24 protein-coding genes and 2 tRNA genes are annotated in these 24,457 nt (G+C 74.1%); 20 read left to right on the top strand and 6 right to left on the bottom strand.

The features are described 5' to 3' along the window. Positions 1-3: 3 nt before the first annotated feature. Positions 4-1,146 carry an acyl-CoA dehydrogenase family protein gene (locus WCD41_RS17800; RefSeq protein WP_337714782.1) on the bottom strand — a complete coding sequence of 381 codons (1,143 nt, stop codon included), beginning with the start codon at positions 1,144-1,146 and terminating at the stop codon, positions 4-6. Positions 1,147-1,365: 219 nt separating this feature from the next. Here WCD41_RS17800 and WCD41_RS17795 point away from each other — a divergent pair, with 219 nt between their 5' ends. The 4 genes from WCD41_RS17795 (at position 1,366) to WCD41_RS17780 (ending at position 4,651) form a co-directional block, all read left to right on the top strand. Next, positions 1,366-2,904: a long-chain-fatty-acid--CoA ligase gene (locus WCD41_RS17795; protein WP_337714781.1), complete on the top strand. Its 1,539-nt coding sequence runs from the start codon at positions 1,366-1,368 to the stop codon at positions 2,902-2,904. A 77-nt stretch (positions 2,905-2,981) separates the two neighbouring features. Beyond that, positions 2,982-3,626: a class I SAM-dependent DNA methyltransferase gene (locus tag WCD41_RS17790; RefSeq protein WP_337714780.1), complete on the top strand. Its 645-nt coding sequence runs from the start codon at positions 2,982-2,984 to the stop codon at positions 3,624-3,626. A gap of 90 nt (positions 3,627-3,716) precedes the next feature. After that, positions 3,717-3,962: a hypothetical protein gene (locus tag WCD41_RS17785; RefSeq protein ID WP_337714779.1), complete on the top strand. Its 246-nt coding sequence runs from the start codon at positions 3,717-3,719 to the stop codon at positions 3,960-3,962. Positions 3,963-4,267: 305 nt separating this feature from the next. After that, complete coding sequence (locus WCD41_RS17780; RefSeq protein ID WP_337714778.1) at positions 4,268-4,651, top strand: hypothetical protein; 384 nt, start codon at positions 4,268-4,270, stop codon at positions 4,649-4,651. Positions 4,652-4,791: 140 nt separating this feature from the next. Here the strand turns inward: WCD41_RS17780 and WCD41_RS17775 are convergent, their stop codons facing one another. Next, positions 4,792-5,649 carry an alpha/beta fold hydrolase gene (locus WCD41_RS17775; protein WP_337714777.1) on the bottom strand — a complete coding sequence of 286 codons (858 nt, stop codon included), beginning with the start codon at positions 5,647-5,649 and terminating at the stop codon, positions 4,792-4,794. Positions 5,650-5,842: 193 nt separating this feature from the next. Here WCD41_RS17775 and WCD41_RS17770 point away from each other — a divergent pair, with 193 nt between their 5' ends. Further along, positions 5,843-6,007, top strand: a complete 165-nt coding sequence (locus WCD41_RS17770) for a hypothetical protein (RefSeq protein ID WP_337714776.1) — start codon at positions 5,843-5,845, stop codon at positions 6,005-6,007. Between the two features lie 6 nt (positions 6,008-6,013). On the opposite strand, the gene WCD41_RS17765 is transcribed toward WCD41_RS17770, so the two are convergent. Beyond that, entirely contained in the window at positions 6,014-7,564 is a 1,551-nt protein-coding gene (locus WCD41_RS17765) for an acyl-CoA synthetase (RefSeq protein ID WP_337714775.1), read from the bottom strand. Positions 7,565-7,658: 94 nt separating this feature from the next. Between WCD41_RS17765 and WCD41_RS17760 the strand changes: the two genes are divergently transcribed. Further along, positions 7,659-8,270, top strand: a complete 612-nt coding sequence (locus WCD41_RS17760; protein ID WP_337714774.1) for a TetR/AcrR family transcriptional regulator — start codon at positions 7,659-7,661, stop codon at positions 8,268-8,270. Here the strand turns inward: WCD41_RS17760 and WCD41_RS17755 are convergent. Further along, positions 8,258-9,082 carry a crotonase/enoyl-CoA hydratase family protein gene (locus WCD41_RS17755; protein ID WP_337714773.1) on the bottom strand — a complete coding sequence of 275 codons (825 nt, stop codon included), beginning with the start codon at positions 9,080-9,082 and terminating at the stop codon, positions 8,258-8,260. The genes WCD41_RS17760 and WCD41_RS17755 overlap by 13 nt on opposite strands. Before the next feature lie 257 nt (positions 9,083-9,339). Between WCD41_RS17755 and WCD41_RS17750 the strand changes: the two genes are divergently transcribed. The 8 genes from WCD41_RS17750 to WCD41_RS17715 are packed head-to-tail and all read left to right on the top strand — an operon-like array spanning position 9,340 to position 18,775. Further along, a complete protein-coding gene (locus WCD41_RS17750; protein WP_274280567.1) occupies positions 9,340-9,534 on the top strand; it encodes a ferredoxin in 195 nt (64 codons plus the stop codon). A 4-nt stretch (positions 9,535-9,538) separates the two neighbouring features. Beyond that, the gene (locus tag WCD41_RS17745; protein ID WP_337714772.1) at positions 9,539-10,795 is read left to right on the top strand and encodes an NAD(P)/FAD-dependent oxidoreductase; all 1,257 of its coding nucleotides are present in this window, start codon (positions 9,539-9,541) and stop codon (positions 10,793-10,795) included. Continuing rightward, positions 10,792-12,057 (top strand): cytochrome P450, encoded by a 1,266-nt coding sequence (locus tag WCD41_RS17740; protein WP_337714771.1) that lies wholly within the window; start codon positions 10,792-10,794, stop codon positions 12,055-12,057. Before WCD41_RS17745 ends, WCD41_RS17740 begins: the two co-directional genes overlap by 4 nt. 34 nt (positions 12,058-12,091) lie before the next feature. Further along, on the top strand, positions 12,092-14,365 hold the full coding sequence (locus WCD41_RS17735; protein ID WP_337714770.1) for a glycerol-3-phosphate 1-O-acyltransferase: 2,274 nt from the start codon (positions 12,092-12,094) through the stop codon (positions 14,363-14,365). Beyond that, positions 14,349-15,758: a 1-acylglycerol-3-phosphate O-acyltransferase gene (locus tag WCD41_RS17730; RefSeq protein WP_337714769.1), complete on the top strand. Its 1,410-nt coding sequence runs from the start codon at positions 14,349-14,351 to the stop codon at positions 15,756-15,758. Before WCD41_RS17735 ends, WCD41_RS17730 begins: the two co-directional genes overlap by 17 nt. Further along, a complete protein-coding gene (locus tag WCD41_RS17725; RefSeq protein ID WP_337714768.1) occupies positions 15,755-17,191 on the top strand; it encodes a wax ester/triacylglycerol synthase domain-containing protein in 1,437 nt (478 codons plus the stop codon). The genes WCD41_RS17730 and WCD41_RS17725 overlap by 4 nt, the downstream gene beginning before the upstream one ends. Continuing rightward, positions 17,184-17,966 (top strand): alpha/beta fold hydrolase, encoded by a 783-nt coding sequence (locus tag WCD41_RS17720; RefSeq protein ID WP_337714767.1) that lies wholly within the window; start codon positions 17,184-17,186, stop codon positions 17,964-17,966. The genes WCD41_RS17725 and WCD41_RS17720 overlap by 8 nt, the downstream gene beginning before the upstream one ends. Beyond that, entirely contained in the window at positions 17,963-18,775 is an 813-nt protein-coding gene (locus WCD41_RS17715) for an alpha/beta hydrolase (RefSeq protein ID WP_337714766.1), read from the top strand. The genes WCD41_RS17720 and WCD41_RS17715 overlap by 4 nt, the downstream gene beginning before the upstream one ends. Here WCD41_RS17715 and WCD41_RS17710 read toward each other — a convergent pair. Then, the gene (locus tag WCD41_RS17710; RefSeq protein ID WP_337714765.1) at positions 18,772-20,052 is read right to left on the bottom strand and encodes a competence/damage-inducible protein A; all 1,281 of its coding nucleotides are present in this window, start codon (positions 20,050-20,052) and stop codon (positions 18,772-18,774) included. The genes WCD41_RS17715 and WCD41_RS17710 overlap by 4 nt on opposite strands. Positions 20,053-20,440: 388 nt before the next feature. Here WCD41_RS17710 and WCD41_RS17705 point away from each other — a divergent pair, with 388 nt between their 5' ends. From WCD41_RS17705 to WCD41_RS17680, 6 genes are all read left to right on the top strand, one after another. Then, positions 20,441-22,003 (top strand): putative bifunctional diguanylate cyclase/phosphodiesterase, encoded by a 1,563-nt coding sequence (locus WCD41_RS17705; protein ID WP_337714764.1) that lies wholly within the window; start codon positions 20,441-20,443, stop codon positions 22,001-22,003. A gap of 38 nt (positions 22,004-22,041) precedes the next feature. Continuing rightward, positions 22,042-22,114, top strand: a tRNA-Thr gene (locus tag WCD41_RS17700). A gap of 77 nt (positions 22,115-22,191) precedes the next feature. Next, positions 22,192-22,267, top strand: a tRNA-Met gene (locus WCD41_RS17695). A 59-nt stretch (positions 22,268-22,326) separates the two neighbouring features. Continuing rightward, complete coding sequence (rpmG, locus tag WCD41_RS17690) at positions 22,327-22,491, top strand: 50S ribosomal protein L33 (RefSeq protein WP_116708438.1); 165 nt, start codon at positions 22,327-22,329, stop codon at positions 22,489-22,491. 11 nt (positions 22,492-22,502) lie between these two features. Continuing rightward, the gene (locus WCD41_RS17685) at positions 22,503-22,961 is read left to right on the top strand and encodes an FAS1-like dehydratase domain-containing protein (protein ID WP_337714763.1); all 459 of its coding nucleotides are present in this window, start codon (positions 22,503-22,505) and stop codon (positions 22,959-22,961) included. Next, positions 22,958-23,377 carry a MaoC/PaaZ C-terminal domain-containing protein gene (locus tag WCD41_RS17680; protein WP_337714762.1) on the top strand — a complete coding sequence of 140 codons (420 nt, stop codon included), beginning with the start codon at positions 22,958-22,960 and terminating at the stop codon, positions 23,375-23,377. Before WCD41_RS17685 ends, WCD41_RS17680 begins: the two co-directional genes overlap by 4 nt. Positions 23,378-23,552: 175 nt before the next feature. Here the strand turns inward: WCD41_RS17680 and WCD41_RS17675 are convergent, their stop codons facing one another. Further along, positions 23,553-24,437, bottom strand: a complete 885-nt coding sequence (locus WCD41_RS17675) for an SGNH/GDSL hydrolase family protein (RefSeq protein WP_337714761.1) — start codon at positions 24,435-24,437, stop codon at positions 23,553-23,555. Positions 24,438-24,457 lie beyond the last annotated feature (20 nt).

Below are 24,457 nucleotides of genomic sequence, written 5' to 3'. Positions count from 1 at the left end.
TGCTCATCCCAGCACCACCCGCCCGATGATCTCCTTCATGATCTCGGTGGTGCCGCCGTAGATCGTCTGGACGCGGGTGTCGAGGTAGGCCTTCGCGACCGGGTACTCCTTCATGTACCCGTAGCCGCCGTGCAGCTGGAGGCATCCGTCGATGACCTCCTTGGCCGTCTCGCTCGACCAGTACTTGGCCATCGAGGCGTCCGCGGGCCCGAGCTTGCCCTCGTTGAGCTCGGTGATGCAGCGGTCGACGAAGGCGCGGGTGACGGCGAGCTTGGTCGCCATCTCCGCGGCCGAGAACCGCACCGTCTGGAGCTTGGCGAGCGGCTTGCCGAACGCCGTGCGCTCCTTGACGTAGGTGATCGTGTCCTCGAGGACCTTCTCGGCGCCCGCGATGGCGCCGACGGCGATCGAGAGCCGCTCGCGCGGCAGGTTCTGCATCAGGTAGATGAAGCCCTTGCCCTCCTCGCCGAGGAGGTTCGTCGCGGGCACGCGCACGTCGGTGAAGGACAGCTCGGCGGTGTCCTGCGCGGACATGCCGATCTTCTCGAGGTTGCGGCCGCGCTCGAAGCCGGGGGCGTCGCGCTCGACGACGATGAGGCTGAAGCCGTGGGCACCCGCGTCCGGGTCGGTCTTGCAGACCACGATCACCAGGTCGGACATGATCCCGTTGGTGATGAAGGTCTTCTGGCCGTTGATCACCCACTCGTCGCCGTCCCGCACGGCGCGGGTCTGGATGCCCTGCAGGTCCGACCCCGTGCCGGGTTCGGTCATGGCGATCGCCGTGATCATCTCCCCGCTGCAGAAGCGGGGCAGCCAGCGCGCCTTCTGCTCGTCGTTCGCGAGCTCGATGAGGTACGGCGCGATGACGTCGTTGTGGAGCGTGAAGCCGAGCCCGCTCGTGCCGGCGCGGGCGACCTCCTCGGTGACGATCCACTGGAAGCGCAGGTCGGGCGAGCCGCCGCCGCCGTGCTCCTCGGGGACGTCCATGCCGAGCAGGCCCGTGCTGCCGGCCGCCTGCCAGATCTCGCGGCTGACGTGGCCCTGCTTCTCCCACTCGGGGTGGTGCGGGACGGCCTCCTTCTCCAGGAAGTCCCGGACCATCTGCCGGAAGTCGTTGTGCTCGTCGGAGAAGATCGTGCGCTCCACCGGGTGGCCTCCACTGTGGGGACGTTCGGACGCCGTCGCGGTCCGGGTGACGCCGAGGACCGTGCCGGTGTGGCTCAGCGTGGCTGGACCGACCGGTAACAGTCAAGCCTGACTCTTCCGTCGTTCCGTATGAGCGGTTACGGTCGCGCCTGGCCTGTGGTCGGCGTCACCACTGTCCCGATTCGTCCGCTTTCCGCCCGTTCTCGTGGAGGTCCCCCAGTGCCGTTCCGGCTGACCGACGTCGTGCGCCAGTACGTGGACACCCCCGACCTGGTGGCGATGACCTTCGAGGGCGAGAACACCACCTACGCCGAGATGGACCGCCGCGGCGGCCTCGCGGCCCGGGCGATGGCCGCGGACGGCGTCGGCGCCGGGCACCGCGTGGTGTGGCTCGGGAAGAACCGCCCCGAGTTCTTCGACCTCCTCTTCGGTGCCCCGCGGGTGCGCGCGGGCACCGCGCCGCTGAACAACCGGCTCACCCACGACGAGCTCGTCGCGATCATCGAGGACTCGGCGGCGCCTCTCGTGGTGCTCGGACCGGACTTCGCCGACCTCCGCGGCCGCGTCGAGTCGCTGGACGCCGTGCGCCGCGTGCTCGTCGTGGGCGACGACTACGAGGGCTGGCTCACCGCCTCCGACGAGGTGCTCGACCCGCCGGACGACGCGCAGGACGACGACTGCGTCCTGCAGCTCTACACCTCGGGGACCACCGGGCTCCCCAAGGGCGTCGTGCTCACGCACGTCCAGTTCGCCGCCCTGCTCTCGGTGGGCGACCACTGGAGCTTCGACACCGAGTCGGTCGGCCTCGTCGCCATGCCGCTGTTCCACATCGGCGGCTCGGGCTTCGCGCTGGTGTGCCTGTCCTTCGGGGCGCGCTGCGTCCTGATCGCCGACATCGTGCCCGACCAGCTGCTCGCGACGATGGCCGACGAGGGCGTCACCAACGCGTTCCTCGTGCCGGCGGTACTGCAATTCCTCACCGGCGTCCCTGGTGCGGCCGACAAGGACTGGTCGAAGCTGCGGGCGATCGCCTACGGCGCCTCGCCGATCACGAGCACCGTCCTGAACCGGGTGCTGACGACGTTCCGCGCGCCCCTGTTCCAGGTCTACGGCTCCACCGAGACCACCGGGGCGATCAGCCAGCTCGATCCCGAGGACCACGATCCCGACGGTCCGCGCGCCCACCTCATGCGCTCGGCCGGCAAGGCCTACCCGTGGGTCGAGCTCAAGGCCGTCGACCCGGCGACCGGCGAGGACGTCGCCCCGAACGTCGTGGGCGAGATCTGGATCCGGTCCTCGCAGGTCACGCCGGGCTACTGGGCGCGTCCCGAGGAGACCGCGGCCGCGCTCTCCGACGGCTGGTTCCACACCGGCGACGCCGGCTACCTCGACGACGAGGGCTACCTGTTCCTCACCGACCGGATCAAGGACATGATCGTCACCGGGGCCGAGAACGTGTACCCCATCGAGGTCGAGAACGTTCTGTCCGGCCACTCCGACATCGCCGACGTCGCCGTCATCGGGGTCCCCGACGAGCGGTGGGGCGAGACGGTCAAGGCCGTGGTCGTCGCCAACGAGGGCTCGGAGATCGACACCGACGCGCTGCTCGAGTGGTGCAAGGAGCGGATCGCGGGCTTCAAGCGCCCGCGCTCGATCGACGTCATCGACGCCCTCCCGCGCAACCCGTCGGGGAAGATCCTCAAGAAGGACCTGCGCAAGCCGTACTGGGAGAACGCCGAGGGGCGCCAGATCGGCTGAGTCCTGCGCTGACCTGGGCGAACGTCCGGTGTCCGATGCACGTGGTGTACGTCCGTACCGGCACTACGGTGCGGGCCGTGCGCGATGAGGACTGGCTGGCCGATGTCGAGTCGTCCTACGACACGGTTGCCGAGAGCTACGCCGAGCTCGTGCGCGGCGCGCTGGACGGGCACGCCTACCTGATGTCGGCCCTCTCCTTGTTCGCGGAGCAGGTCACGGCGTGCGGTGGTGGCCTCGTCGCCGACGTCGGATGCGGGCCGGGCGAGGTCGCGGCACGTCTCGATGCCCTGGGTCTCGACGTCCTCGGCATCGACCTCTCGCCCCGCATGGTCGACATCGCCCGACGTCGTCACCCCTCGCCGCGGTTCGAGGTCGGCTCGATGACGGACATGCAGCTCGCCACCGGGTCGCTCGCCGGCGTGCTCGCCTGGCAGTCCTTGATCCACGTCCCCGATGAGGCGGTGCCCGCCGTCATCTCCGGCTTCCACGACGCCGTGCGGCCGGGCGGGAGACTGCAACTGCTCTTCCACGCCGGCGAGGGCTCGTGGGTGAAGACCGAGGGGTACGGCGGGCACCCGATGAACGTCCGCGTCCACCGGCGTCAGCCCGACGAGGTCGCGACCGTGCTCGGCGTCGGCGGCTTCGAGGTGGAGGCGCAGACCGTCCTCGATCCGGGCGGCGAGGCGCCCCAGGCGATCCTCTCCGCTCGGCGCCTGCCCTGACGGCGCACAACGGTTCGCCGGGCTGGCAGGGGATCGGCGGAGGGAAGGCCGCCGCATCCCGGCGGCGAGGCATCGGGCACCATGTTTCCGATGCCAGCCTTTGAATCAGCGGCCGTCGAGGCCCTGCGGGGAGCGGTGCGTGCCCTCAGCGTGGGCGAGCGCGACGTGTCGTGGCGCGCGGCCGCTGCGCCCGCCTCCCCGGCGGAGCTGGCCGACCTGCTCGACGGGCTGGTCGTCGGGCTCGGGCACCTCGGGCGCGGGGCCACGCTGGGCCGGCACGTCGCGCCCACCCCGCGCTGCGGCGAGCGGCCGCTGCCGCGCGCCTGGCTCCCCTGACGGCGCTCTCGCCGGGAAAGCAAGGAGGGGTAACCCGGTCCCCGCCGGTCGAACCCCTCCGGTGCCGGATCCGGTGCGCTGAACCGATCCAAGACGGGAAGCCCTGTTTTCGCTGCTCAGGACTGGGGCACGCTGGTCTCGACAGGCCACGTCGGGCTTCGGGGGTTCGACGGTCGGCCGTCCGGAGGTCGGTCCCTCTCCTGGCGCTGGGGAGCAGCCAGGAGCGGGGACCGACCCCTTTCTCCCTTCTCCGGTCCTGGACGACGCGGTGCGTCGCCGGTCCCGTGCGCGGGTACAGCGTGGCCGTGACGGTTGAGAACACAGGCGTCGCGCTGGTCCGGCAGGCGACCGAGGCGCTGCGGCGTCTCGACGACGAGGGGCGATCGCTCCGGCCGGACGGCGTCGACCACTTCACCTGGTCCGCAGACGTGCTCGACGAGCTGGCGCGGCTGGCCGAGCGACTCGGCCGCGCGGTCGAGCGCGTGTCCGGCGAGAGCGCGTCCGGTGCCGAGGAACGTGCCCGCGAGCTGGCGACCGCGATCGTCGCCCACCGCAACTCGCTCCTGCGGCACGGGAACGGCGGGTACCGCGGTGGCCCTTTCCCGGACGGCGGTGACTCCCGGGGTGATGGCGGGACACCGCCGCACGTGTCGCGCCCGACCCCCGTTCGGGTGCCCGTTGCCGGTTAGACGTCCCGTTATGGCATGAATCGCAACGCGCGCCCCACACTCCGGCCGTAACATGACTTGTGTCGGCCGCGCCCCCCTCGGCCGACCATGGTTCCGGGAGCGCATCCCCCCGCGCTCCCGGAACCCCCAGCTTCTCCGGCCTACGCCGCCCCGGTGCCGAGGTGCTCGAGCACGAGGTCCGCGAGCCGGTCGGGGGTCTCGTCGGGGATCCAGTGGCTGACGCCGTGGAGCACCTCCAGCCGGTAGGGCCCGGTGACCCAGCGCGGGGTCGCGTCGACGGACACGCGTGAGATGGCGACGTCGCCGTCGCTCCACACGAGCATCGTCGGCGTGGCCACCGTGAGCTGCAGGCCACGGTGCTCCCAGAACGGCATCGCGCGGTACCAGTTGATCGCCCCGGTGAGCGCCGGACGCAGCCCGCCCCTCGCCGTCAGGGCGGCCTCGTCGCGGCGGGCCCGTTCGGGGCTCTGACCGGCGCGGCGCGCGGCGTCCGCCAGACCGCCCGGCCGCCCGATCACCCGCTCCGGCAGCCCCGGGAGCTGGAAGAAGTACATGTACCAGGACAGGGCGAACTGCCGGCTCGTGGCGATGGCCTTGACAAACGCGGCGGGGTGCGGCACCGAGACCGCGGTGAGGGTGCGCACCCGCTCCGGGTGCAGGGCCGCGAGTGCCCAGGCGACCACGGCGCCCCAGTCGTGCCCGACGACGTGCACGGTCTGCGCGCCGGCGGCGTCGGCGAGGGCGACGACGTCGTCGACGAGCTCCTCGACGCGGTAGGCACGGCGGCCCTCGGGACGCGCTCCCGGTGAGTAGCCGCGCTGGTCCGGGGCGAGCACGCGGTGACCGGCCGCGGCGAGGCGCCGCGCGACCGGCTCCCAGCTCGCCGCGGTCTGCGGGAAGCCGTGCAGGAGCAGGACGGGCACGCCGTCGCCGCCGCCACCGTCGTCGCCCCACTCGATCACGTCGAAGCGCAGCCCGTCGCGGGTGAAGGAGTCCACCCCGGGATCGTGCCGCGCCGGCGCCGCCGCGTCGATCTTGTCGTCCGACGGTCCGACGCGCCGCGACACGTCCTCCGAAGGAGGACCCCCGCACGGAGCCGGCGCGTTACGGTCGGTGCGCACCGCGCCCACCCACGGACGCGGCGCGGGGGAGCCGGGGCACGACGGGGCACGACGGGAGCGGCGCGAGCGCATGTCCAAACAGGCGAGGCGGTTCCTGATCCTGGTCGTGGTGGCCGTGCTGCTGTTCTTCGTGATCTCGCAGCCCGAGGGCGCCGCCGACGTCGTCCGGTCGATCGTCGCGATCATCGGCCAGGCGCTGTCGTCGATCGCGCAGTTCTTCCGCTCGCTGTTCTGAGCGGGCCTACAGGACGGCGAACTCCCCGGCCGCGTAGCGCTCACGCAGGCGGTGCTTGACCAGCTTGCCGGTGGGCGTGCGCGGCAGGTCGTCGGTGAACACCAGGCGACGCGGCGTCTTGTACCGCGCGATGCGCGCGCGGACGTGTTCGAGCAGCTCCTCGGCCAGCGCGTCGGTCGGCTCGTGGCCGGGGGCGGGCTGGACGACGGCGAACACCGACTCGCCCATCTCCTCGTCGGGCACGCCGATCACGGCGACGTCGTACACCGCGTCGTGGAGGGTGAGGACGTCCTCGATCTCCTGCGGGTAGATGTTCACGCCACCCGAGATGATCATGAAGCTCTTGCGGTCGGTGAGGTACAGGAAGCCGTCGTCGTCGACGTAGCCGAGGTCGCCGGTGGTCGTCCACGTCTCGTGCTCGGGGTGCTGCGCGCCCCGGGTCTTCTCGGGGTCGTTGTGGTATCGGAAGGGCACCATGTCGCGCTCGAAGTAGACGGTGCCGACCTCGCCGGACGCGAGCTCGCGGCCCTCGTCGTCGCACACGTGGATGGTGCCCAGCCCGGCCAGCCCGACCGAGCCGGGACGCTCGAGCCACTGCGCCGAGTTGATGAACGTGATCCCGTTGGCCTCGCTCGAGCTGTAGTACTCGTACAGGACCGGGCCCCACCAGTCGATCATCGCCCGCTTGACGTCGACCGGGCACGGCGCCGCGGCGTGGATGGCCACGCGCAGGCTGGAGACGTCGTAGCGGTGCCGCGTCTCGTCGGGGAGCTTGAGCATGCGCACGAACATCGTCGGCACCCACTGGCTGTGGGTGACGCAGTAGCGCTCGATCGCGGCCAGGGCCTGCTCGGGGTCGAAGCGGTGCATCATCACGACGGTGCCGCCGGTCGACTGGATCGTGGCGCCGAAGCGCAGCGGCGCGGCGTGGTACACCGGCGCCGGCGACAGGTAGACGGTGTCCTCGCCGAACCCGTACATCGGCTTGAACACGGCGATGTAGAGGTCGCCGGGCTCGTCGATCTGCCGCTCGGGCAGGTTCGGCTTGATGCCCTTCGGGCGCCCGGTGGTGCCGGAGCTGTAGAGCATGTCGCCGCCGCGGGGCTGGTCGGCCATCGGCTCGGCGCTCTGCGCGCCGACGACCTCGTCGTAGTCCCGGTGGCCGGCCACCGTGCCGCCGAAGGCGAGGCGCAGGGTGACGTGCGGCGTCGCGTCCACGATCGCCGTGGCGAGGTCGTCCTTGGCCGCGGAGACGACGAGGGCACGCGCTCCGCAGTCGTCGACGATGTAGGCCGCCTCGTCGGGGGAGAGGTGGTGGTTGACGGCCGTGACGAGCAGGCCGGCGCGCTGGGCGGCCCAGTAGACCTCGAAGACGCGCGGATGGTTGTCCGACAGCAGGGCCACGACGTCGCCGCGGCGCAGGCCGTGCTCGTGCAGCGTGCGGGCGAGCCGGACCGAGCCGTCCTCGAGCTGGCGGTAGGTCAGGCCCTCCCCGGTCTCGGCCATGATCACCGCGGGGCGGTCGGGATGGGTGGCGGCGAACGTCCCGGGATACATCGTCGGCTCCTCGGAGATCACGTCTGAGCGGCGGCCGTAGAGTAGATTATGTTCTGTTCGAGGGGAACCGATCGCCGCGGGGAGGACGAGGCCGATGCCGACGGCGACCCGGCAGGCCTACTTCGACCACGCGCTGCGCCTGCTCGCCCGCGAGGGCCGCAACGGCCTGCGCATCGGGAAGCTGTGCGCGGCGGTGGGCGTCACCAGCGGGTCCTTCTACCACCACTTCGGCAGCTGGGAGGGCTTCGTCGCCGCGCTGCTCGAGCACTGGGAGCGCGAGGAGGTCGGGCGTCTCGTCGAGATGGTCAACGCGACCAGCGAGGACCCGGTCGAGCGCGTGACGCTGATGAAGCACCTCGCCCTGACCATCCCGCACGAGGCCGAGACCGCCATCCGCGCCTGGGCCACGGTCGACCCGACGGTCGAGGCGGCCCAGCGCGCCGTCGACCGGGGCCGGGTGGGTGCGCTCGCCGACGTGCTCGCCCCCGTCGTCGCCGACGCCCGGGCGCGCGAGCGCCTCGCCGCGCTCGGGATCGCCGTGCTCGCCGGGCACCAGCAGATCGCGGGCGTCGTCGACGTCGACCTGTCGGACCTGCTCGACGAGTACGAGGTCGCCGTGCGGGCCCAGGCCGACCTCGGCTGGGTGTCGCCGGAGCCCGCCGCGGACCCGTGGCGGGCGGAGGCGACCGGAGATCAGTCGCTGTAGTCCGGGGCGCGGCCCTGGGTGAAGGCGGTCACGGCCTCGGTGAGGTCGTCGGAGATCAGCGCCGAGGCGTTCCACGTCGCGATCTGGTCGAGGCCGTCGGCGACGGAGTGGTCGCGGGCGTAGGTGATCGCGTGCTTGGTGCCGCGCAGGGCCAGCGGCGACTTGGCCGCGAGGCCCCGGGCGACCTCGGTGACGTGGGCGAGCAGCGCCTCGGGGTCGTCGGACTCGAGGCACGCGTTGACCAGGCCGGTGGCCTGGGCCTCGGGACCGCGGACGTCGCGGCACGTGTACGCCATCTCGCGGGCACGGCCCTCGCCGACGAGGCGCGGCAGGCGCTGGAGCACGCCGACGTCGGCGGCGAGCCCCATGTCCACCTCCTTCAGCGAGAACTTCGTGCGCGGCGTGGCGTAGCGCAGGTCGCAGACCACGGCGAGGTCGAGTCCGGCGCCGACGCACGCGCCCTGGATCGCGGCGAGCACGGGCACCCGGCAGCGCTCGACGGTGGTCAGCACGTCCTGCAGGTCGAGGATCAGGCGGCGCAGCGCCTCGCGTGCCCGGCCCGGGTCGGCGCCCTCCGGGGCCATCCCCGCGATCTCGCCCAGCATGGAGAGGTCGATGCCGGCGCAGAAGTGCTTCCCGGCACCGGCGAGGACCACCGCGCGCACCGAGGGGTCCTCGTCGAGCTCGCGGAAGGTCGCGCGCAGCTCGTGCCACAGAGTGCGGTCCAGGGCGTTCGCCGCCTGCGGGCGCTCGAGGCGCACCGTGGCGACACCGCCGTCGCGGGTGATCGACAGCGCGGTCGGCGTGCTCACGTCCGGTGCTCCCTCCCCGTGCACGAACAGTTCACCGGGGACGCTCTCACGACGGGAACGGCGCGGCTCGTCGCCTCCGTCCTCTGCCGCGGCTGGCTTGTCGTGGCGCGCTCCCGCCCGGTCGGGGGTGGCGTCACCTACGGTGTCGGCACGGTGACGCAGCTCTCGCTCCGTAGCACAACGTACGTTATGGTCGCCCCGCGCGGCCTCGGGGCGAGCGCAGCCGCCGAGGACACCACCCGCAGGGAGGCCGACGGATGAAGATCAACGTGGACTGGGACCGCTGCACCGGGATGGGCATGTGCGAGTCGCTCGCCCCGGACGTGTTCGAGGTCGACGACGACGGGTCGTTGATCGTGCACGCCGAGGAGGTCCCCGAGGGGATGGAGAGCGACGTCCGCGAGGCCGTCGCCGCGTGCCCGACCGAGGCCCTGTCGCTCGAGGGCGAGTGAGGGCGTGACGCACCTGGTGGTGGTCGGGGCGTCGCTGGCCGGGCTGCGGGCGGTCGAGGCCGTCCGGCGGGACGGGTTCGACGGGGAGGTGACGCTGGTCGGGGCCGAGGAGCACCTGCCCTACGACCGGCCGCCGCTGTCGAAGGAGTACCTCTCCGCCGAGGAGTGCCCCGACCCGCGCTACCGCGAGGAGGAGACCTTCGCCGGCGACCTCGACGTCGAGCTGGTGCTCGGCACGCCGGCCTCCGAGCTCGACACCACCGCGCGCACGGTCACCGTGGGCGAGCGCACGCTGTCCTACGACGGCCTGGTCATCGCCACCGGTGCGCACGCCCGGGCTCTGCCCGGCACCGAGGGGATCGAGGGCGTGCACACCGTGCGCACCCTCGACGACGCGATCGCCCTGCGCGCGGCCCTGCGCGGCGGCGCGCGGCGGCTGACCGTGGTCGGGGCCGGGTTCATCGGCTCCGAGGTGGCCGCGGTGGGCCGCACGCTGGGCCTGGAGGTGACGATCCTCGAGGCGCTCGAGACCCCGCTGGCCCGCGCGGTCGGCGAGCGCATGGGCCGCGCGCTGACCCACCTGCACCGCCGTCACGGCACCGAGGTGCGCACCGGGGTGGCGGTGGAGGAGGTCCTGGCCGAGAACGGCCGGGTCACCGGCGTGCGCCTCGGCGACGGCAGCCGGGTGGACAGCGACGTGCTCGTCGTCGGCATCGGCGCCCGCCCGGCCACCGACTGGCTCGAGGGCTCCGGGCTGACGATCGACGACGGGGTCGTGGCCGACGAGACCCTCGCCGCGGCGCCGGGCGTGTACGTCGCGGGCGACATCGCGCGCTGGCCGAACGCGCTGTTCAGCGACGTCGCCGGGGGCACCATGCGCCTCGAGCACTGGACCTCGGCGGCCGACCAGGGCGGGCGCGCGGCCCGGCACGCCGTCGACCCGTCGTCGGCCAAGCCCTACGAGACCGTCCCGTACTTCTGGTCGGACTGGTACGACGGCCGCGTCCAGTTCGTGGGGATCGCGGCCGGGGACCACGTCGAGGTCGTCGCGGGTGACGACGCCGAGGGAGGGCCGTTCACCGCGATCTACCGCGCCGGCGACCGCATCGTCGGCGCCCTGGCCGTCGACATGCCCGCCGAGGTCATGAAGTACCGCCGGCTCATCGGCGGGCGCAAGACCTGGGACGACGCCCTCGAGCTCGCCGAGCAGCGACGCCAGCAGCGCGAGGCGAAGAAGGCCCAGCAGGGAGCGAGCACGTGACCACCGCATCGAAGCCCGACCTCGACCCCCTCGACCTGTCCTCGCTGGACTTCTGGGGCCGGCCGATGGCCGAGCGCGACGCGACGTTCGCCGAGCTCCGGCGCGAGCGACCGGTCTCCTGGCACCGTCCGGCCGAGGGCATGCTCATGCCGAACCCGGACGACCCCGGCTTCTGGGCCGTCGTGCGTCACTCCGACATCGGGCACGTCAGCAAGAACCCGAAGCTGTTCTGCTCCGGGCAGGGCGTGCAGCTCCAGGACGCGCCGCCGGAGATCCTCGAGGCGACGCAGTCGTTCCTCGCCATGGACGCGCCGCGGCACACGAAGCTCCGCAAGATCGTCAGCGCCGCGTTCACCCCGAAGCAGGTGGCGCGGGTCGAGGACCGGATCGCGCAGCGCGCCCGCACGATCGTCGACCGCCTCCTCGAGGAGGGTGACGGCGACTTCGTGCAGCTCGTGGCCAAGCAGCTGCCGATGGGCACGATCTACGACCTCATGGGCGCGCCCGAGGAGCACCAGGACTCGCTCGCCGAGGCCGCCGACCTGCTCGTCGCGACCAACGACCCGGACGTGCTCGAGAACCTGGGCCTCGAGGACCCGGTCGCGGCCGCCGGGCAGGCGCTGAACGACCTGCTCGGCCCGGCGATGGAGCTCGTCGCGACCCGCCGCCAGGACCCCCGCGACGACCTCATGACCAACCTGGTCCAGGCGGAGGTCGACGGCGAGAGCCTCACCGACCCGGAGATCGGCGCCTTCTTCGTGCTCCTGTCGGTGGCCGGCAACGACACCACGCGCAACACCATCGCCCATTCCATGCTCCGGCTCACCGAGCATCCCGACCAGCGGGCCTGGCTCGCCGAGGACCTCGACGGCCGGATGCGCTCCGCGGTCGAGGAGTTCGTCCGGCACGCCTCGCCGGTGCTGACGTTCCGCCGGACCGCGGTGGAGGACACCGAGCTGCGCGGACAGCGGATCGCGGCGGGCGACAAGGTCGTCATGTTCTACGAGTCGGGCAACCGGGACGACGAGGTCTTCGCCGACCCGCAGTCCTTCGACCTGTCCCGCGACCCCAACCCGCACGTCGGCTTCGGGGGTGGCGGACCGCACTTCTGCCTGGGCAACATGCTCGCGCGCACCCAGTTGCGGCAGATCTTCTCCGAGCTCCTGACGCGGGCCCCCGGCCTGACCGTCGGGCCGCCGGAGATGCTGCGCAGCAACTTCGTGCACGCGGTGAAGACCATGCCCTGCTCGCTCGGGGGCTGAGCCCGTCCCCCACGGGGCGGTGAGGGGGCGCAGAGTGGCGACCTTGGTGCTGTCCGGGGCACGGTCACGGGCGGAGCGCGAGCTCGTCCGCGAGTGGACCGAGACGACCTACGGCGGGAACGGGGTGCGCGTCGTCCCCGACGGCGCCCGCGAGCTCGCCGGGGCCCTCGACGGCGCGGGCCCGGACACCACGGTGGTGCCGGTCCGCGTGGTCTGGCCGCCCGCCGAGCGGGCCTCGTCCGACGCCCCGGCGCTGGGCGACCTGCTCTCGCTGAGCGCCCGTCGCCGCGGCCTGCGCCACGCGCACGCCCGCGTGCGGGGCTGGTCGCCGGCGCGCGGCCGGGTGGTCGCGGGCGACGCGGCCACGGTCGAGCAGCTGCGGCGCGAGGGCGACCAGGAGGTCGGCGCGCCCGACGGCGCCGGCTTCGTCGCGTTCGTGCGGCGACGGGCGACGCTGGCCTGCGACCGGGCCGAGCGCCGGCTGACCGGTGACCGCTACAAGGTGCCGCGCCTCATGGCCGAGCAGATCGTCGCGTCGTCGGCGGTCCGGGCGCGGGCCGAGGCGCTCGCGCGGGAGCTCGGGATGTCGGTGGACGACGTGCTCGCGCGCACGGCGAGCTGCCTGGCGGAGATGGCCGCGGTGCAGAGCCCGCCCGCGATCGAGGCGTTCCGGTCGGTGATGAGCCCGCTGCACCGCCGGGCGTGGGACCTCGACGTCGACACCTCGAGCCTGCCCGACCTGCGCGAGCTCGGCCGGACCCGGCCGCTGGTGTTCCTGCCCTCGCACCGGAGCTACGCCGATCCCCTGGTGCTCGCCGAGGTGCTGCACGCCCACGACTTCCCGCGCAACCACGTCCTCGGCGGCAACAACCTCGCGTTCTGGCCGCTCGGCACCCTCGGCCGGCGGGCCGGGATCGTGTTCATCCGCCGCAGCTTCGGCGACGACGCGATCTACAAGTTCGCGGTCCGCGAGTACTTCGGCCATCTGCTCGACAAGCGCTTCAACCTCGAGTGGTACATCGAGGGCGGCCGCACGCGCACCGGGAAGCTGCGCCCGCCGAAGTACGGGCTGCTGCGCTACCTCGTCGACGCCGCCGACCAGCTCCCCGCCGACTCGCCGGGGTACGACCCGCTGCTCGTGCCGGTGTCGCTGCACTACGACCAGCTCCACGAGGTGGGCGCGCTCGCCGCGGAGCAGGGGGGCGCGGGGAAGAAGGCCGAGGGGCTCGGCTGGCTCGCGGGCTACATGCGCGACCAGCAGCGCCGCATCGGCTCCGCGCGCATCCGCTTCGGCGAGCCCGTCGCGCTGCGCGCGGCTCTGGACGACGCCGGCGACGGCCCGTCGCAGCTGGAGAAGGTCGCCTTCCGCGTCTGCGTGGGGATCAACCGGGCCACCCCGGTGACGCCGACGTCGGTGGTCACGTTCGCGCTGCTCGGCGCCGCCGGGCGCGCGCTGACCTTCGAGCAGGTCCGCGGGGTCGTCGCGCCCGTGCGGCGGCTGCTCGCCGACGAGCCCGCCATCGGCGACCTCGACGCGGACGACGGGCTCGCGGAGACGCTCGAGCGGCTCGTGTCGGTCGGCGTGGTCGAGCGCTTCGACGAGGGCCCGCAGACGGTGTGGTCGATCGGGCCGGACCGCCACCACGTCGCGGCCTTCTACCGCAACGGCGTGCTGCACCACCTGCTCACCCGCGCCGTGCTGGAGACGGCGCTGGTGGCCGTCGCCGACTCCGGCCGCGACCTCACCGGCGACCAGGTCCTCGAGGCGTGCTGGGAGGAGGCGCTCGCCCTGCGCGACCTGCTCAAGTTCGAGTTCTTCTTCCCCCGCAAGCGCGACTTCCGCGACGAGCTGCTCGGCGAGCTCGAGCGCCTCGCGCCCGGGCGGGACGCGCCGACGTCGACCGGCGCCGTCGCCGACCTCCTCGGGAAGGCTGACCTGCTGGTGGCGCCCCGCACGCTGCTGCCGTTCGTCGAGTCGCAGTGGGTGGTGGCGACGGTGCTCGCCGAGCACGGTGGAGCGTCCGGGGGTGCGCTGGAGGACCGCGGTCCCTTCCTCGACGCGTGCACCGGGCTCGGGCAGCAGTGGTGGCGCCAGCAGCGGCTGCAGGGCGCCGACGTGGTCTCCCGCGAGCTGTTCACCACGGCCCTGCGGGCCGCCGACAACCGCGGCCTGCTCGGCGCGGACGCGACACCGGCCGCCCGCGCGGCCTGGCGCGACGAGGTCGCCGCCGTGCGCGACCGCCTGCGCCGCGCCGGCGAGCGCGAGGGCGAGCTGCGCGAGGAGGTGCTCGGTGCCGCGCCGCAGTGAGCTCTCCGTGCTCGACACCCACCGCGCCGCCGTCCGCGCCGCGCCCGCGGGCAGCGTCGCCGTCGTCGACGAGACGGCCCTGCTGGCGAGCTCCGCGGTCGCCGCGCACGCCGGGGAGGCGCTGCGGTCGGGCCGCACCGCGTGGGGCGCGCTGCCCGGCGACGTCGCGCTGCTCGCCGGGGCGGGTGACGACGAGGCCGCGGTCCGCCGGCTCGTCGCGGGCTGGGCGGGCGAGGACGCGACGACCCTCGCCCGGCGCGCGCGGACCGTCCTGCGCGACGACCTCGGCGCCGCGCTGCGCCCCGAGATGTGGTCGCTGGTCATGGAGCACCGACGCGCCGGGCACCACGTCGTGCTGACCGGGCACGCGCCCCGCCCGGTGCTCGCGCCGGTCGCCGAGGACCTCGGCGCCGACGAGCTGGTGGCCACCGAGGTCGCGGCGACGGGCGAGGAGCTCACGGGCGAGGTCGCCGGACCCGTGCTCCTCGACGGCCGCGGCGAGCGCAAGGCGGCCGCGCTGGGGGAGCGGGCGGTGGCCTTCGCCTACGCCGGGCCCGGCGCGGCGGCGCTGCTCGACCGTGCCGAGCACCCGCTCGTGGTGGCGGTCGCGGAGTCGGGGACCCCCGTCGGCGGGCCCTGGCCGGTCCTGCCCACCGAGCCACGGGGCGGCGCGCTCGCGACCCCGGGCGACGTCCTGCGCACCGCGGGCTTCTACGGCGCGCTGCTGGGCGCGGCCGGGACGGCGGCCGCGGTCGGGCTCGCCCGGCGCTCGCGGCGCCAGATGGTCGACCTGACGTGCTCGGTGACCGGCGACGTCGGCCTCGCGCTCGCCGGGATCGACGTCGAGGTCACGGGCGCCGAGCACCTGTGGTCGTCGCGGCCGTGCGTCTTCGTCTTCAACCACCAGTCCAAGATCGACGTCGCCCTGCTCATGAAGCTGCTGCGCGGCGGGTTCACCGGCGTCGCCAAGGCCGAGGCCGCCTCGATCCCGCTGTGGGGGGCGATGTTCAGGCTGGCGGGGGTCGCGTTCGTCGACCGGGGCAACACCCGGCAGGCGAAGGAGGCCCTGGAGCCCGCCGTGCGCAAGCTGCGCGACGAGGGCTGGTCGCTCGCCATCGCGCCCGAGGGCACCCGCTCGCCCACCCCGCGGCTCGGCCGGTTCAAGAAGGGCGCGTTCCACATCGCGCTGCAGGCGGGCGTCCCGATGGTCCCGATCGTCATCCACGACGCCGGCGAGGTGATGTGGCGCGGGCACCAGACGCTGCGCGGCGGCACGGTGCACGTCGACGTGCTGCCGCCCGTCGACACCTCGTCGTGGTCGGTGGACACGCTCGCCGAGCACGTCGAGGACGTCCGTGACCGGTTCGTCGCGGTGCTGGAGGGGGCGCGATGAGTCTCGACCCGACCCCGCCCCGCAGCGACGACGGCCGTCTGCTGTGGTCGCGCTCCGAGGAGCTCACGGGCTTCGAGGCGCTGATGTGGCGCGTCGAGGCCGACCCGCGGATGCGCTCGACCGTCGTCATCGTCGAGACCCTCGACCTGGAGCCCGACTGGGACCGGTTCGTCGCGGCCACCGAGTGGGCGTCGCGGGTCGTCCCGCGGTTCCGGGAGCGGATCGTCACGCCGTTCCTCGGGGCCGGGACGCCGCACTGGGCGCTCGACCCCGACTTCGACCTGCACTACCACCTGCGTCGGCTGCGCCTGCCCGAGGGCGCCGGGACACCGGGCCTGTTCACCCTCGCCGAGCAGATCGCGATGACGCCGCTCGACCCGTCGCGCCCGCTGTGGGAGGCGACGCTCGTCGGCGGGCTGCCCGACGGCGGGGCGGCGCTGGTGTTCAAGCTCAGCCACGTCCTCTCCGACGGCATGGGCCTCGCGCAGCTGCTGGCCGGGCTGCACTCGCGCTCCCGCGAGCCGATGACCGACAAGCCCCAGCCACCGCCGCCGTCGGGGCCGCCGGCGACCCTGTCCCACGAGGTGGTGCGGCAGGTCCGCAGCGACCTCGGGCTCGTGGGCGGGGCCGCCCGGAGCCTGCTGGGCGTGGCCTCCTCGCTGGTCCGGCCGGACCGCGCGGTCCGCGACGCCGTCGCCTACGTGGTCTCGGCCCGCCGGGTCCTCTCGCCGCCACCGGCACCGCCGCTGCCCGCGCTCGCCCACCGCAGCCCGTCGTGGCGCTTCCGCACGCTGGACGTCCCGTTCGCCGAGCTGCGCGCGGCCGGGAAGTCGGTCGGCGGCTCGGTGAACGACGCCTACGTCGCCGGCCTGCTGGGCGCGTTCCGCCGCTACTCCGAGCGCCGTGGCGAACCGCTGCCGCCGGACCGCCTCATGCCCGTGACGCTGCCGGTGTCGATCCGCCGCGAGGAGCACGAGCCCGGCGGCAACCACTTCGCGCCCGCCCGGCTGTCGGCACCGGTGGGGATCGCCGACCCGGCCGCGCGGGTGGTCGACGTCCGGCGGCGGATGAAGATCGCGCTCGGCGAGCCGGCGCTGGAGAGCGTCGAGATCGTCAGCGCCTGGCTCGCCCGGCTGCCGGGCGCGGTCGTCGCCGGCTTCGGCGGCGGCGCGACGAAGAGCAACGACCTGCAGGCCAGCAACATCCCGGGCCTGCGGGACGACGCCTTCCTCGCCGGGGCGAAGATCGTGCGAAGCTACCCGTTCGCGCCGCTGCCCGGCTGCGCGGCCATGATCGCCATGGTCACCCACGGCGACACCTGCTGCGTCGCCGCGAACCTCGACGCCGCGTCGTTCACCGACCTCGCGGGCTTCGAGCAGGACCTGGCCGACGGGTTCGCCGAGGTGCTGGCGCTGGGGCGGTCGCGTGGCTGAGCCCCTGGTGCTCCTGCACGGAGCGAGCATGTCCGCGCGTGCCTGGGACCCGGTCCGGAGCGCGCTCGAGGCGCACCACACCGTGCTCGTCCCCACGATGGCCGGGCACCGCGGCGGGGCGGCGTGGCCGGACGGCACGCCGGTCGGCGTCGCCGGGATCGTCGACGACGTCGAGGCGCAGATGGACGCCGCGGGGATACCGACCGCCCACCTCGTCGGGAACTCCCTCGGCGGGTGGGTGGCGCTCGAGCTCGCCCGGCGCGGCCGCGCCCGGTCGGTGGTGGCGCTGTCGCCGGCCGGCGGGTGGGGCTCGGCCTGGGACCTGCGACGTCTCGGCTGGTCGTTCCGCCTGGGCGCGGCCCTCGCGGGGTCGCCGACGGCCCGCGCCGCGGCGCGCCGGCCGTGGCTGCGCCGCCTGCTGCTGGCCCGCGTGCTCGAGCGCGGCGACCGGGTGCCCACCGCCGACGTCGGCGAGCTCTTCGACGACCTCGCCGGGTGCGTGATCCTCCGCGAGCTGCTCGACGGCGCCGCCGAGCACGGGGGCGTCGCGCCGTTCCCGTCGCTGCCCTGCCCGGTGCGCGTCGCCTGGTGCGGGCGCGACCGGCTGATCCCCTGGCGACGTCACGGCGTCGCGCTGCGCGAGCGTCTCCCCGGCGCGGAGTTCGTGCGCCTGCCCCGCGTCGGCCACGTGCCGATGTGGGACGACCCCGACCTGGTGGTCGACGCCGTCCTGGGCGTCACCACCGCCCACCGAGCCCTGGAGACGCCCGCATGACCGGCACCGAGACCGACCTCGAGATCGACGGCACCCGCGGGCGCATCGTGGTGCGCCGGCGCGACCCCGACGGCCCGCCGCGGCGGGTGGTGCTCGTCGCCCACGGCTACGGCGAGCACTCGGGGCGCTACGCCCACGTCCTCGACCGCCTCGCCGGCGACGGCGGCGTCGCCTACGCGCCCGACCACGTCGGCCACGGACGCTCGGAGGGCGAGCGCGTGGTCGTCGAGGACTTCGAGGACGTCGTCGAGGACCTCGACCGGGTCCGCCGCCTGGCGCAGGACGAGCACCCCGGCCTGCCGGTCGTGCTGCTCGGGCACTCCATGGGCGGGCTGATCGCGGCGCGCTACGCCCAGCGCTCCGGAGACGTGCTCGCCGGCCTCGTGCTCACCGGCCCCGTCGTCGGCGGGAGCCCGGGCATCTTCGGGCTGCTCGAGTACGACCCCATCCCCGAGGTCCCCATCGACCCCGCGGTGCTCTCCCGCGACCCCGCCGTCGGCGAGGCCTACGCGGCCGACCCGCTGGTGTGGCACGGGGCGTTCAGGCGCCCGACGCTCGAGGCGTTCGTGGCCTCGGTGGACACCATCGCCGCCGGGCCGGGCTTCGGGGCGCTGCCCGTGCTCTGGGTGCACGGCGAGGACGACCAGCTCGTGCCGCTGGACTCCACCCGCCCGGTCATGGAGAAGCTCGCGGGCAGCGACCAGACGACTCGGATCGAGCCCGGCGCCCGGCACGAGGTCCTCAACGAGACCACCAACGCCGAGATCCTCGACGACGTCAGCGCGTTCATCGCGCGTGTCGCCGGTTAGACCGGGGCGGGCTCACCCTCGCCGGTGAGCACGCGGCGCATCAGGTGCATGGCGAGCACGACCGAGCGCTCGCGGACGTCGCCGCGCTCGCCGGGCAGCACCGGGTCGCGGGAGAACGTGCGCCCGTCCGAGGTCCGCACGCAGAAGCAGACGTAGCCGACGGGCTTGGCCTCGGTGCCCCCGCCCGGGCCGGCGACGCCGGTGATCGCCACCGCGATCGTCGCGCCGAACCGGGCGAGCGCGCCGTCAGCCATGGCCTCGGCGACCTGCGGTGACACCGCCCCGTGGGCCTCGATCAGCTCGCGGGGCACGCCCAGCAGGTCGGCCTTGGCGTCGTTGGAGTAGGAGACGACGCCCCCGGCGACGTGGGCGGACGCGCCGGCCGGGGCGGTGAGACGCCCCGCGAGCAGACCCCCGGTGCACGACTCCGCCGTCGCGACGACCTGCCCGTCGAGCAGCTCGAACAGGAGCTCGTCGATCGACTGGCCGGTGCGGGAGAACACCGTGCGTCCGTGCCGGCGGTCGATCTCGGCGACGACCGCGTCGCGCGCCGTCGCCGCGGCCGTCGAGCCCGGGGCGTGGCGGAGGTCGACCTCGAGGGTGAAGTCGCGCAGGCACGTGGTGATCTCCAGCGGCGCGAGGTCCGTGGTCTCGCCGACGTCGCGCAGGGTCGCGGCGATCTCGGACTCGGGCACGCCGAACAGCCGCAGGTGGGTCTCGTCGTAGGGCGCGGTCCGGGCGAGGACCTCCCGCACCGGCCCGGACGCCAACGCCTCGTCCCACATCGCGCGCACCTCGCGCGGCGGCCCGGGCAGCACCAGCACCGTCGGGCCGCCCCGCTCGGGATGCGGCGGCACGGCCAGCCCCGGCGCGGTGCCCGCGGGCCGGATCGGCGTCGCCCCGCGCGGCACCATCGCCTGCTTGCGGTTGGCCGCCGCGAGGGCGTCGGCGTCCCACCGGAGGCGGTCGGCGAACTTGCTGATGATGTCGCCGACGACCTTCTCCATGTGCTCGTCGAGCTCGAGCGGCCGCCCGGTCGCCGCGGCGACGACCTCACCGGTCAGGTCGTCGGCCGTGGGACCGAGCCCGCCGGTGGTGACGATCAGGTCGACGCCGTCGCCCGCGAGGAACCGCAGCGCCGCGGCCATGTCCTCGCCACGGTCGCCGACGAGCAGGAGGTGGGAGACCTCGACGCCGAGCTCGCCGAGGTGCTCGGCCACCCAGGGACCGTTGCGATCGGTGATGCGCCCGGTCAGCAGCTCGCTGCCGGTCGCCACGATCCCCGCCCGCACACCCCTGACGGCCCCGCGCCCCTCGTCGGCCACGTCGTACCCCACTCCCGGTCGCCGCCGTCCGGCGCCGTGCGACGCCGCCCGCCATCCCACCAGAGCGGACGTCCCGCAGCGCAGCGAGAGCGGCCGGACGGTCGTGTGCTGGGCCGGTCGGGTGGTTCTCCCCCGAACGACACGGACGGGGTGCGCCGTCGTGCACATCTGTACCGGTGGGTCATCGTTGGAGCGGGTACTAGGTGCATGATGGTCCGGGCGAGTGAACTACTCGGCAGTCAAGTGATTACGAATTGTTGCCGACCGTGAACGCGGCGAGGATGCGGTCGGCGGCGGGTCCGGAAGACGTCGGGGGACGACCGGGAAGGAGTGTGGTGCCGTGAGCCACGCTCCCGTGGCGTCGTCCGTCGCCGCGGTCGTCACCCCCGCTCTCGCCGCCCCCGCTCCCGCCGCCCCCGACGAGGTCTCACCCGTCGCCGTGCTGGTCCTGGGCGGCCTGCTCGTGCTGGTCATCGTGGGTTCGGTGGTCGGCCTGCTGGTGCAGTGGGCGCGCCGCCGCCGGCACGACGCGGAGGCCGAGGCGCTCGCCGCACGCCTGCGCCGTGACGCCCACCGCGACCCCCTCACCGGCCTGCTCAACCGCGAGGGCTTCCTGCACGCGGCGGTCGCCCCGGGCGGCGCGGTGGCCGTGGTCGACCTGGCCCTGCTCGGCCAGGTGAACGACACGCTCGGTCACGCCCGCGGCGAGGTGTTCGTCCGCCTCGCCACCGAGCGGCTCGTGAGCGTCCGCCTCCCCCTTCTCGCGGGCGCCGAGCCCGTCGCCGCCCGCCTCGAGGGCGACACGTTCGCGGTGCTGCTGCCCGGGGTCGACGGCCACGAGGCCCACGCCGCGGCCGAGGACCTGCGGGAGCGGCTGCTCGCCCCGTACCTGGTGGAGGGCGTGCGCTTCGAGCCCCCGGTCGTCGTGGGCGTCGCCGCCGACGGGCCGTGGCTCGCCGACGTCCAGGCCGGCCCGGAGCGCACGGCCGCCCTGCTGCGCCGCGCCGACGTGGCGCTCGCCGCGACGCGCGACGGCGGCGACCCGGTGCGCTGCTACGAGCCGAGCATGGGGGAGCGCGCCGCCCGCCGGCTGCGCCTCATCCGCGGGTTCTCGGCGGCCGTCTCGCGCCGCGACGTCCGCGTCGACTTCCAGCCCGTCGTGTCCCTCGGCGAGCGCACCGTGGTGGGGGTCGAGGCGCTCGCGCGCTGGGACCACCCGGAGCTCGGCCTGCTCCTGCCCGACGAGTTCGTCCCCGTCCTCGAGGCCACCGGCCAGATCGCCGAGCTGACATCGTTCGTGCTCGACGAGTCGCTCGCCGCGGCCCGGCGCTGGCTCGACCGCGGGATGCGGCTGTCCGTGGCGGTCAACGTGTCCGTCGGCAACCTCGGGTCGGCCGGCTTCCCCGACGAGGTGGCCTCGCTGCTCGCCGTCCACGGCGTGCCCGCCGAGCTGCTCACCCTCGAGCTCACCGAGTCCGGGGTGTCCTCCGAGCGCGAGGTCGCGCTGCCCGTCCTGCGGCGTCTGCACGCGCTGGGCTGCCACCTCGCCGTCGACGACTTCGGCACCGGCCAGTCGTCGCTGGCCCACCTGCGCCGCCTCCCCGTCGACCAGGTCAAGATCGACAAGAGCTTCGTGCTCGGCATGGGCACGGAGTACGGCGACGTCGCCGTCGTCCGCGCGATCGTCGAGATGGGCCACACGCTTGGCCTCACCGTCGTCGCCGAGGGCGTCGAGCGCGCTGCCGTCCGGGCCGCGCTCGTCGACATGGGCTGCGACGTCGCCCAGGGCTACCTGGTGTCCCGGCCGCTGCCCGCGCGGTGCTTCGACTCCTGGCTCGACTCGCTCGACGTGCACCCCGGCGAGCCGGGCGCGGCGCCGGGACCCCGGACACTGATCGCGTGACCCGCCGATGTACTCTGATGACCGGCCCTCCGGGGCAGGCCCCTTTAGCTCAGTCGGCAGAGCGTCTCCATGGTAAGGAGAAGGTCTACGGTTCGATTCCGTAAAGGGGCTCTCGGTGAGCAGGCCGGCGGACCAGGGTTCGCCCTGCCACGTGATCGTCTCAGTGTCATGTGGCGAGTGCTCACCGCGGCGGTGTAGCTCAGTCGGTAGAGCAAACGGCTCATAATCGTTGTGTCGCCGGTTCAAGTCCGGCCACCGCTACCACCCGGGTCGTGGGTCCGCCCCGCGGCCAGTGCTGCAACACCGTGACGAGAGGAACCTCCGTGGCCACCACCGACATCCGTCCGAAGATCACGCTGGCCTGCGAGGAGTGCAAGAACCGCAACTACATCACGCGGAAGAACCGGCGGAACGACCCCGATCGCCTCACGATCAAGAAGTTCTGCCCGCACTGCGGCACGCACCGCGGCCACCGCGAGACCCGCTGACGCGCGGCCCCGTGCCGCTCGACGCGTCCTTCGTGGGCCGGACCTGGCCCGCGGAGACCTACGAGGTCTCGCTGGAGAAGATCCGGGAGTTCGCCGCGGCGGTCGGCGCCGACGACCCCGTGCACCACGACCGTGAGGCCGCCCGGCAGGCGGGCCACCCGGACGTCGTCGCCCCGACGACGTTCCCGGTGGTCTTCACCTGGCCCGCGACCCGGCGCGTGGTCGACGACCCGGCGCTCGGCCTCGACTTCTCGCGCGTGATCCACCGCGACCAGACCTTCGAGCTGACCCGCCCGCTCCACGCCGGGGACGTGGTCACCTCGGTCGTGGCCGTCGACGAGATCCGCGAGCTCGCGGGCAACGACGTCATCACCTTCCGCGTCGACGTCGCCGACGCCGACGGCGAGACCGTGGCCACCACCCGCGCCACCCTCGTGGGCCGCGCCGGCGACGAGGACGGCGAGGCGTGAGCGCGCTGTTCGACGCGAGCGCGGGCGACCAGCTCGAGACCCGCACGGTGACGATCACCCGTGCCGATCTCGTCGCCTACGCCGGCGCGTCCGGCGACCTCAACCCGATCCACTGGAACGAGCGCGTGGCGCTCGAGGTCGGGCTGCCCGGGGTGATCGCGCACGGCATGTTCACGATGTCCCTGGCGGCGCGCTACGTCGCCGATCTCGCCGGCGACCCCGCCGCCGTCGTCGCCTTCACCTCGCGCTTCACCCGGCCCGTCGTGGTGCCGGACGACGACGCCGGCGCGTCCGTCGAGCTCGGCGCGAAGGTCACCGACGTCGCCGACGACGGCACCCGCACGGTGAGCGTCACGGCGACCTTCGACGGGCGCGGCGTGCTGGGCAAGGCCGTCGCCACCGTCCGCCCCCGCTAGGCACCGCCGGCTCGGCTCGCTCGGGGTGTGCAGCGAACGTGCTGTTCTCTGCTTCTAGGCGTCGAAAGTCCCCGTTCGCGAACGGCTCAGCAGCGCGCGGCGTTCGCGAACGCGGTGTTTGCGCGCCTAGAAGCAGCGAGATACCCGTTCGCTGCGGACCCCGCGCCGCGCACGGTCAGGCCGGGGCGGGGACGCCGAGGGTCGCGAGGACGGCGCGGGAGAGGGCCGCCGAGCCCAGGGCGTTGGGGTGCACCGGCGCCGCGGGGGCGGTGGGCACGAGGCCCTCGATCCACCGCTCGCCGGGCAGGGCGCACACGTCGTGGCCGACGGTCGGCGTCGCGGTGTCGACGTACGTCGCGTCGCCGTCCGAGGCGGCGTCGGCGATCTCCTCGTTGAGGTGGGAGAGCACGCCGCGCAGGTACTCGACGTCGCCGGGGGTGTAGGGCACCACGGGGTAGCAGCCCGGGCCCTCGGCCGGCAGCACCGACGGGTAGCCGACGAGCAGGACGCGGGCGCCCGGGGCGCGGCGGTGGACCTCGTCGAGGACGTCGTCGAGCCGGTCGCCCAGGTCGTCGATGCGCGCGGAGAGCTCGTCGTGCGGGCCCTGGGTGTACCGGTCGCGGCACGGCGTCCCGAACGGCGTCGGGCTCACGCAGGCCTGGACGATCTCGGAGAACCCGATGTCGTTGCCGCCGATGCCGACGGTGACGAGCTGGGTGCCCGCCCCGAGGGCGTCGTACTGCGGCGGGTTCTCGCCGCCCTGCACGGCCTGGGGGGCCGCGAAGTCCTTGGTCTGCGCGCCGCTGCAGCTCACGTCGGTGAGCCGGTCGCCGGTGGCCTCGGCGACGAGGTGGGGGTAGTTGTTCGTCGAGCGCAGGCAGCCCGGCGGCGGACCGGCGAGGGGGCCGGTCAGCGGCGAGGCCGTGTAGGAGTCGCCGAGCGCGACGTAGGCCTGCCCGGCGGCCGCCGGGGCGCCCATCGCCACGGGCGTGACGGCGAGCCCGAGGAGCCCGACGGCGACGGCGACGAACAGGCGCAGGACGATCGGGGGACGGCCCACCGGCACTCCTCGGACGTACT

The organism is Actinomycetospora aeridis, from assembly GCF_037400275.1.
Lineage (GTDB): Bacteria > Actinomycetota > Actinomycetes > Mycobacteriales > Pseudonocardiaceae > Actinomycetospora > Actinomycetospora aeridis.
Note: the sequence above shows the minus strand (reverse complement) of the source record. Positions and strands in the feature narration are given on the sequence as shown.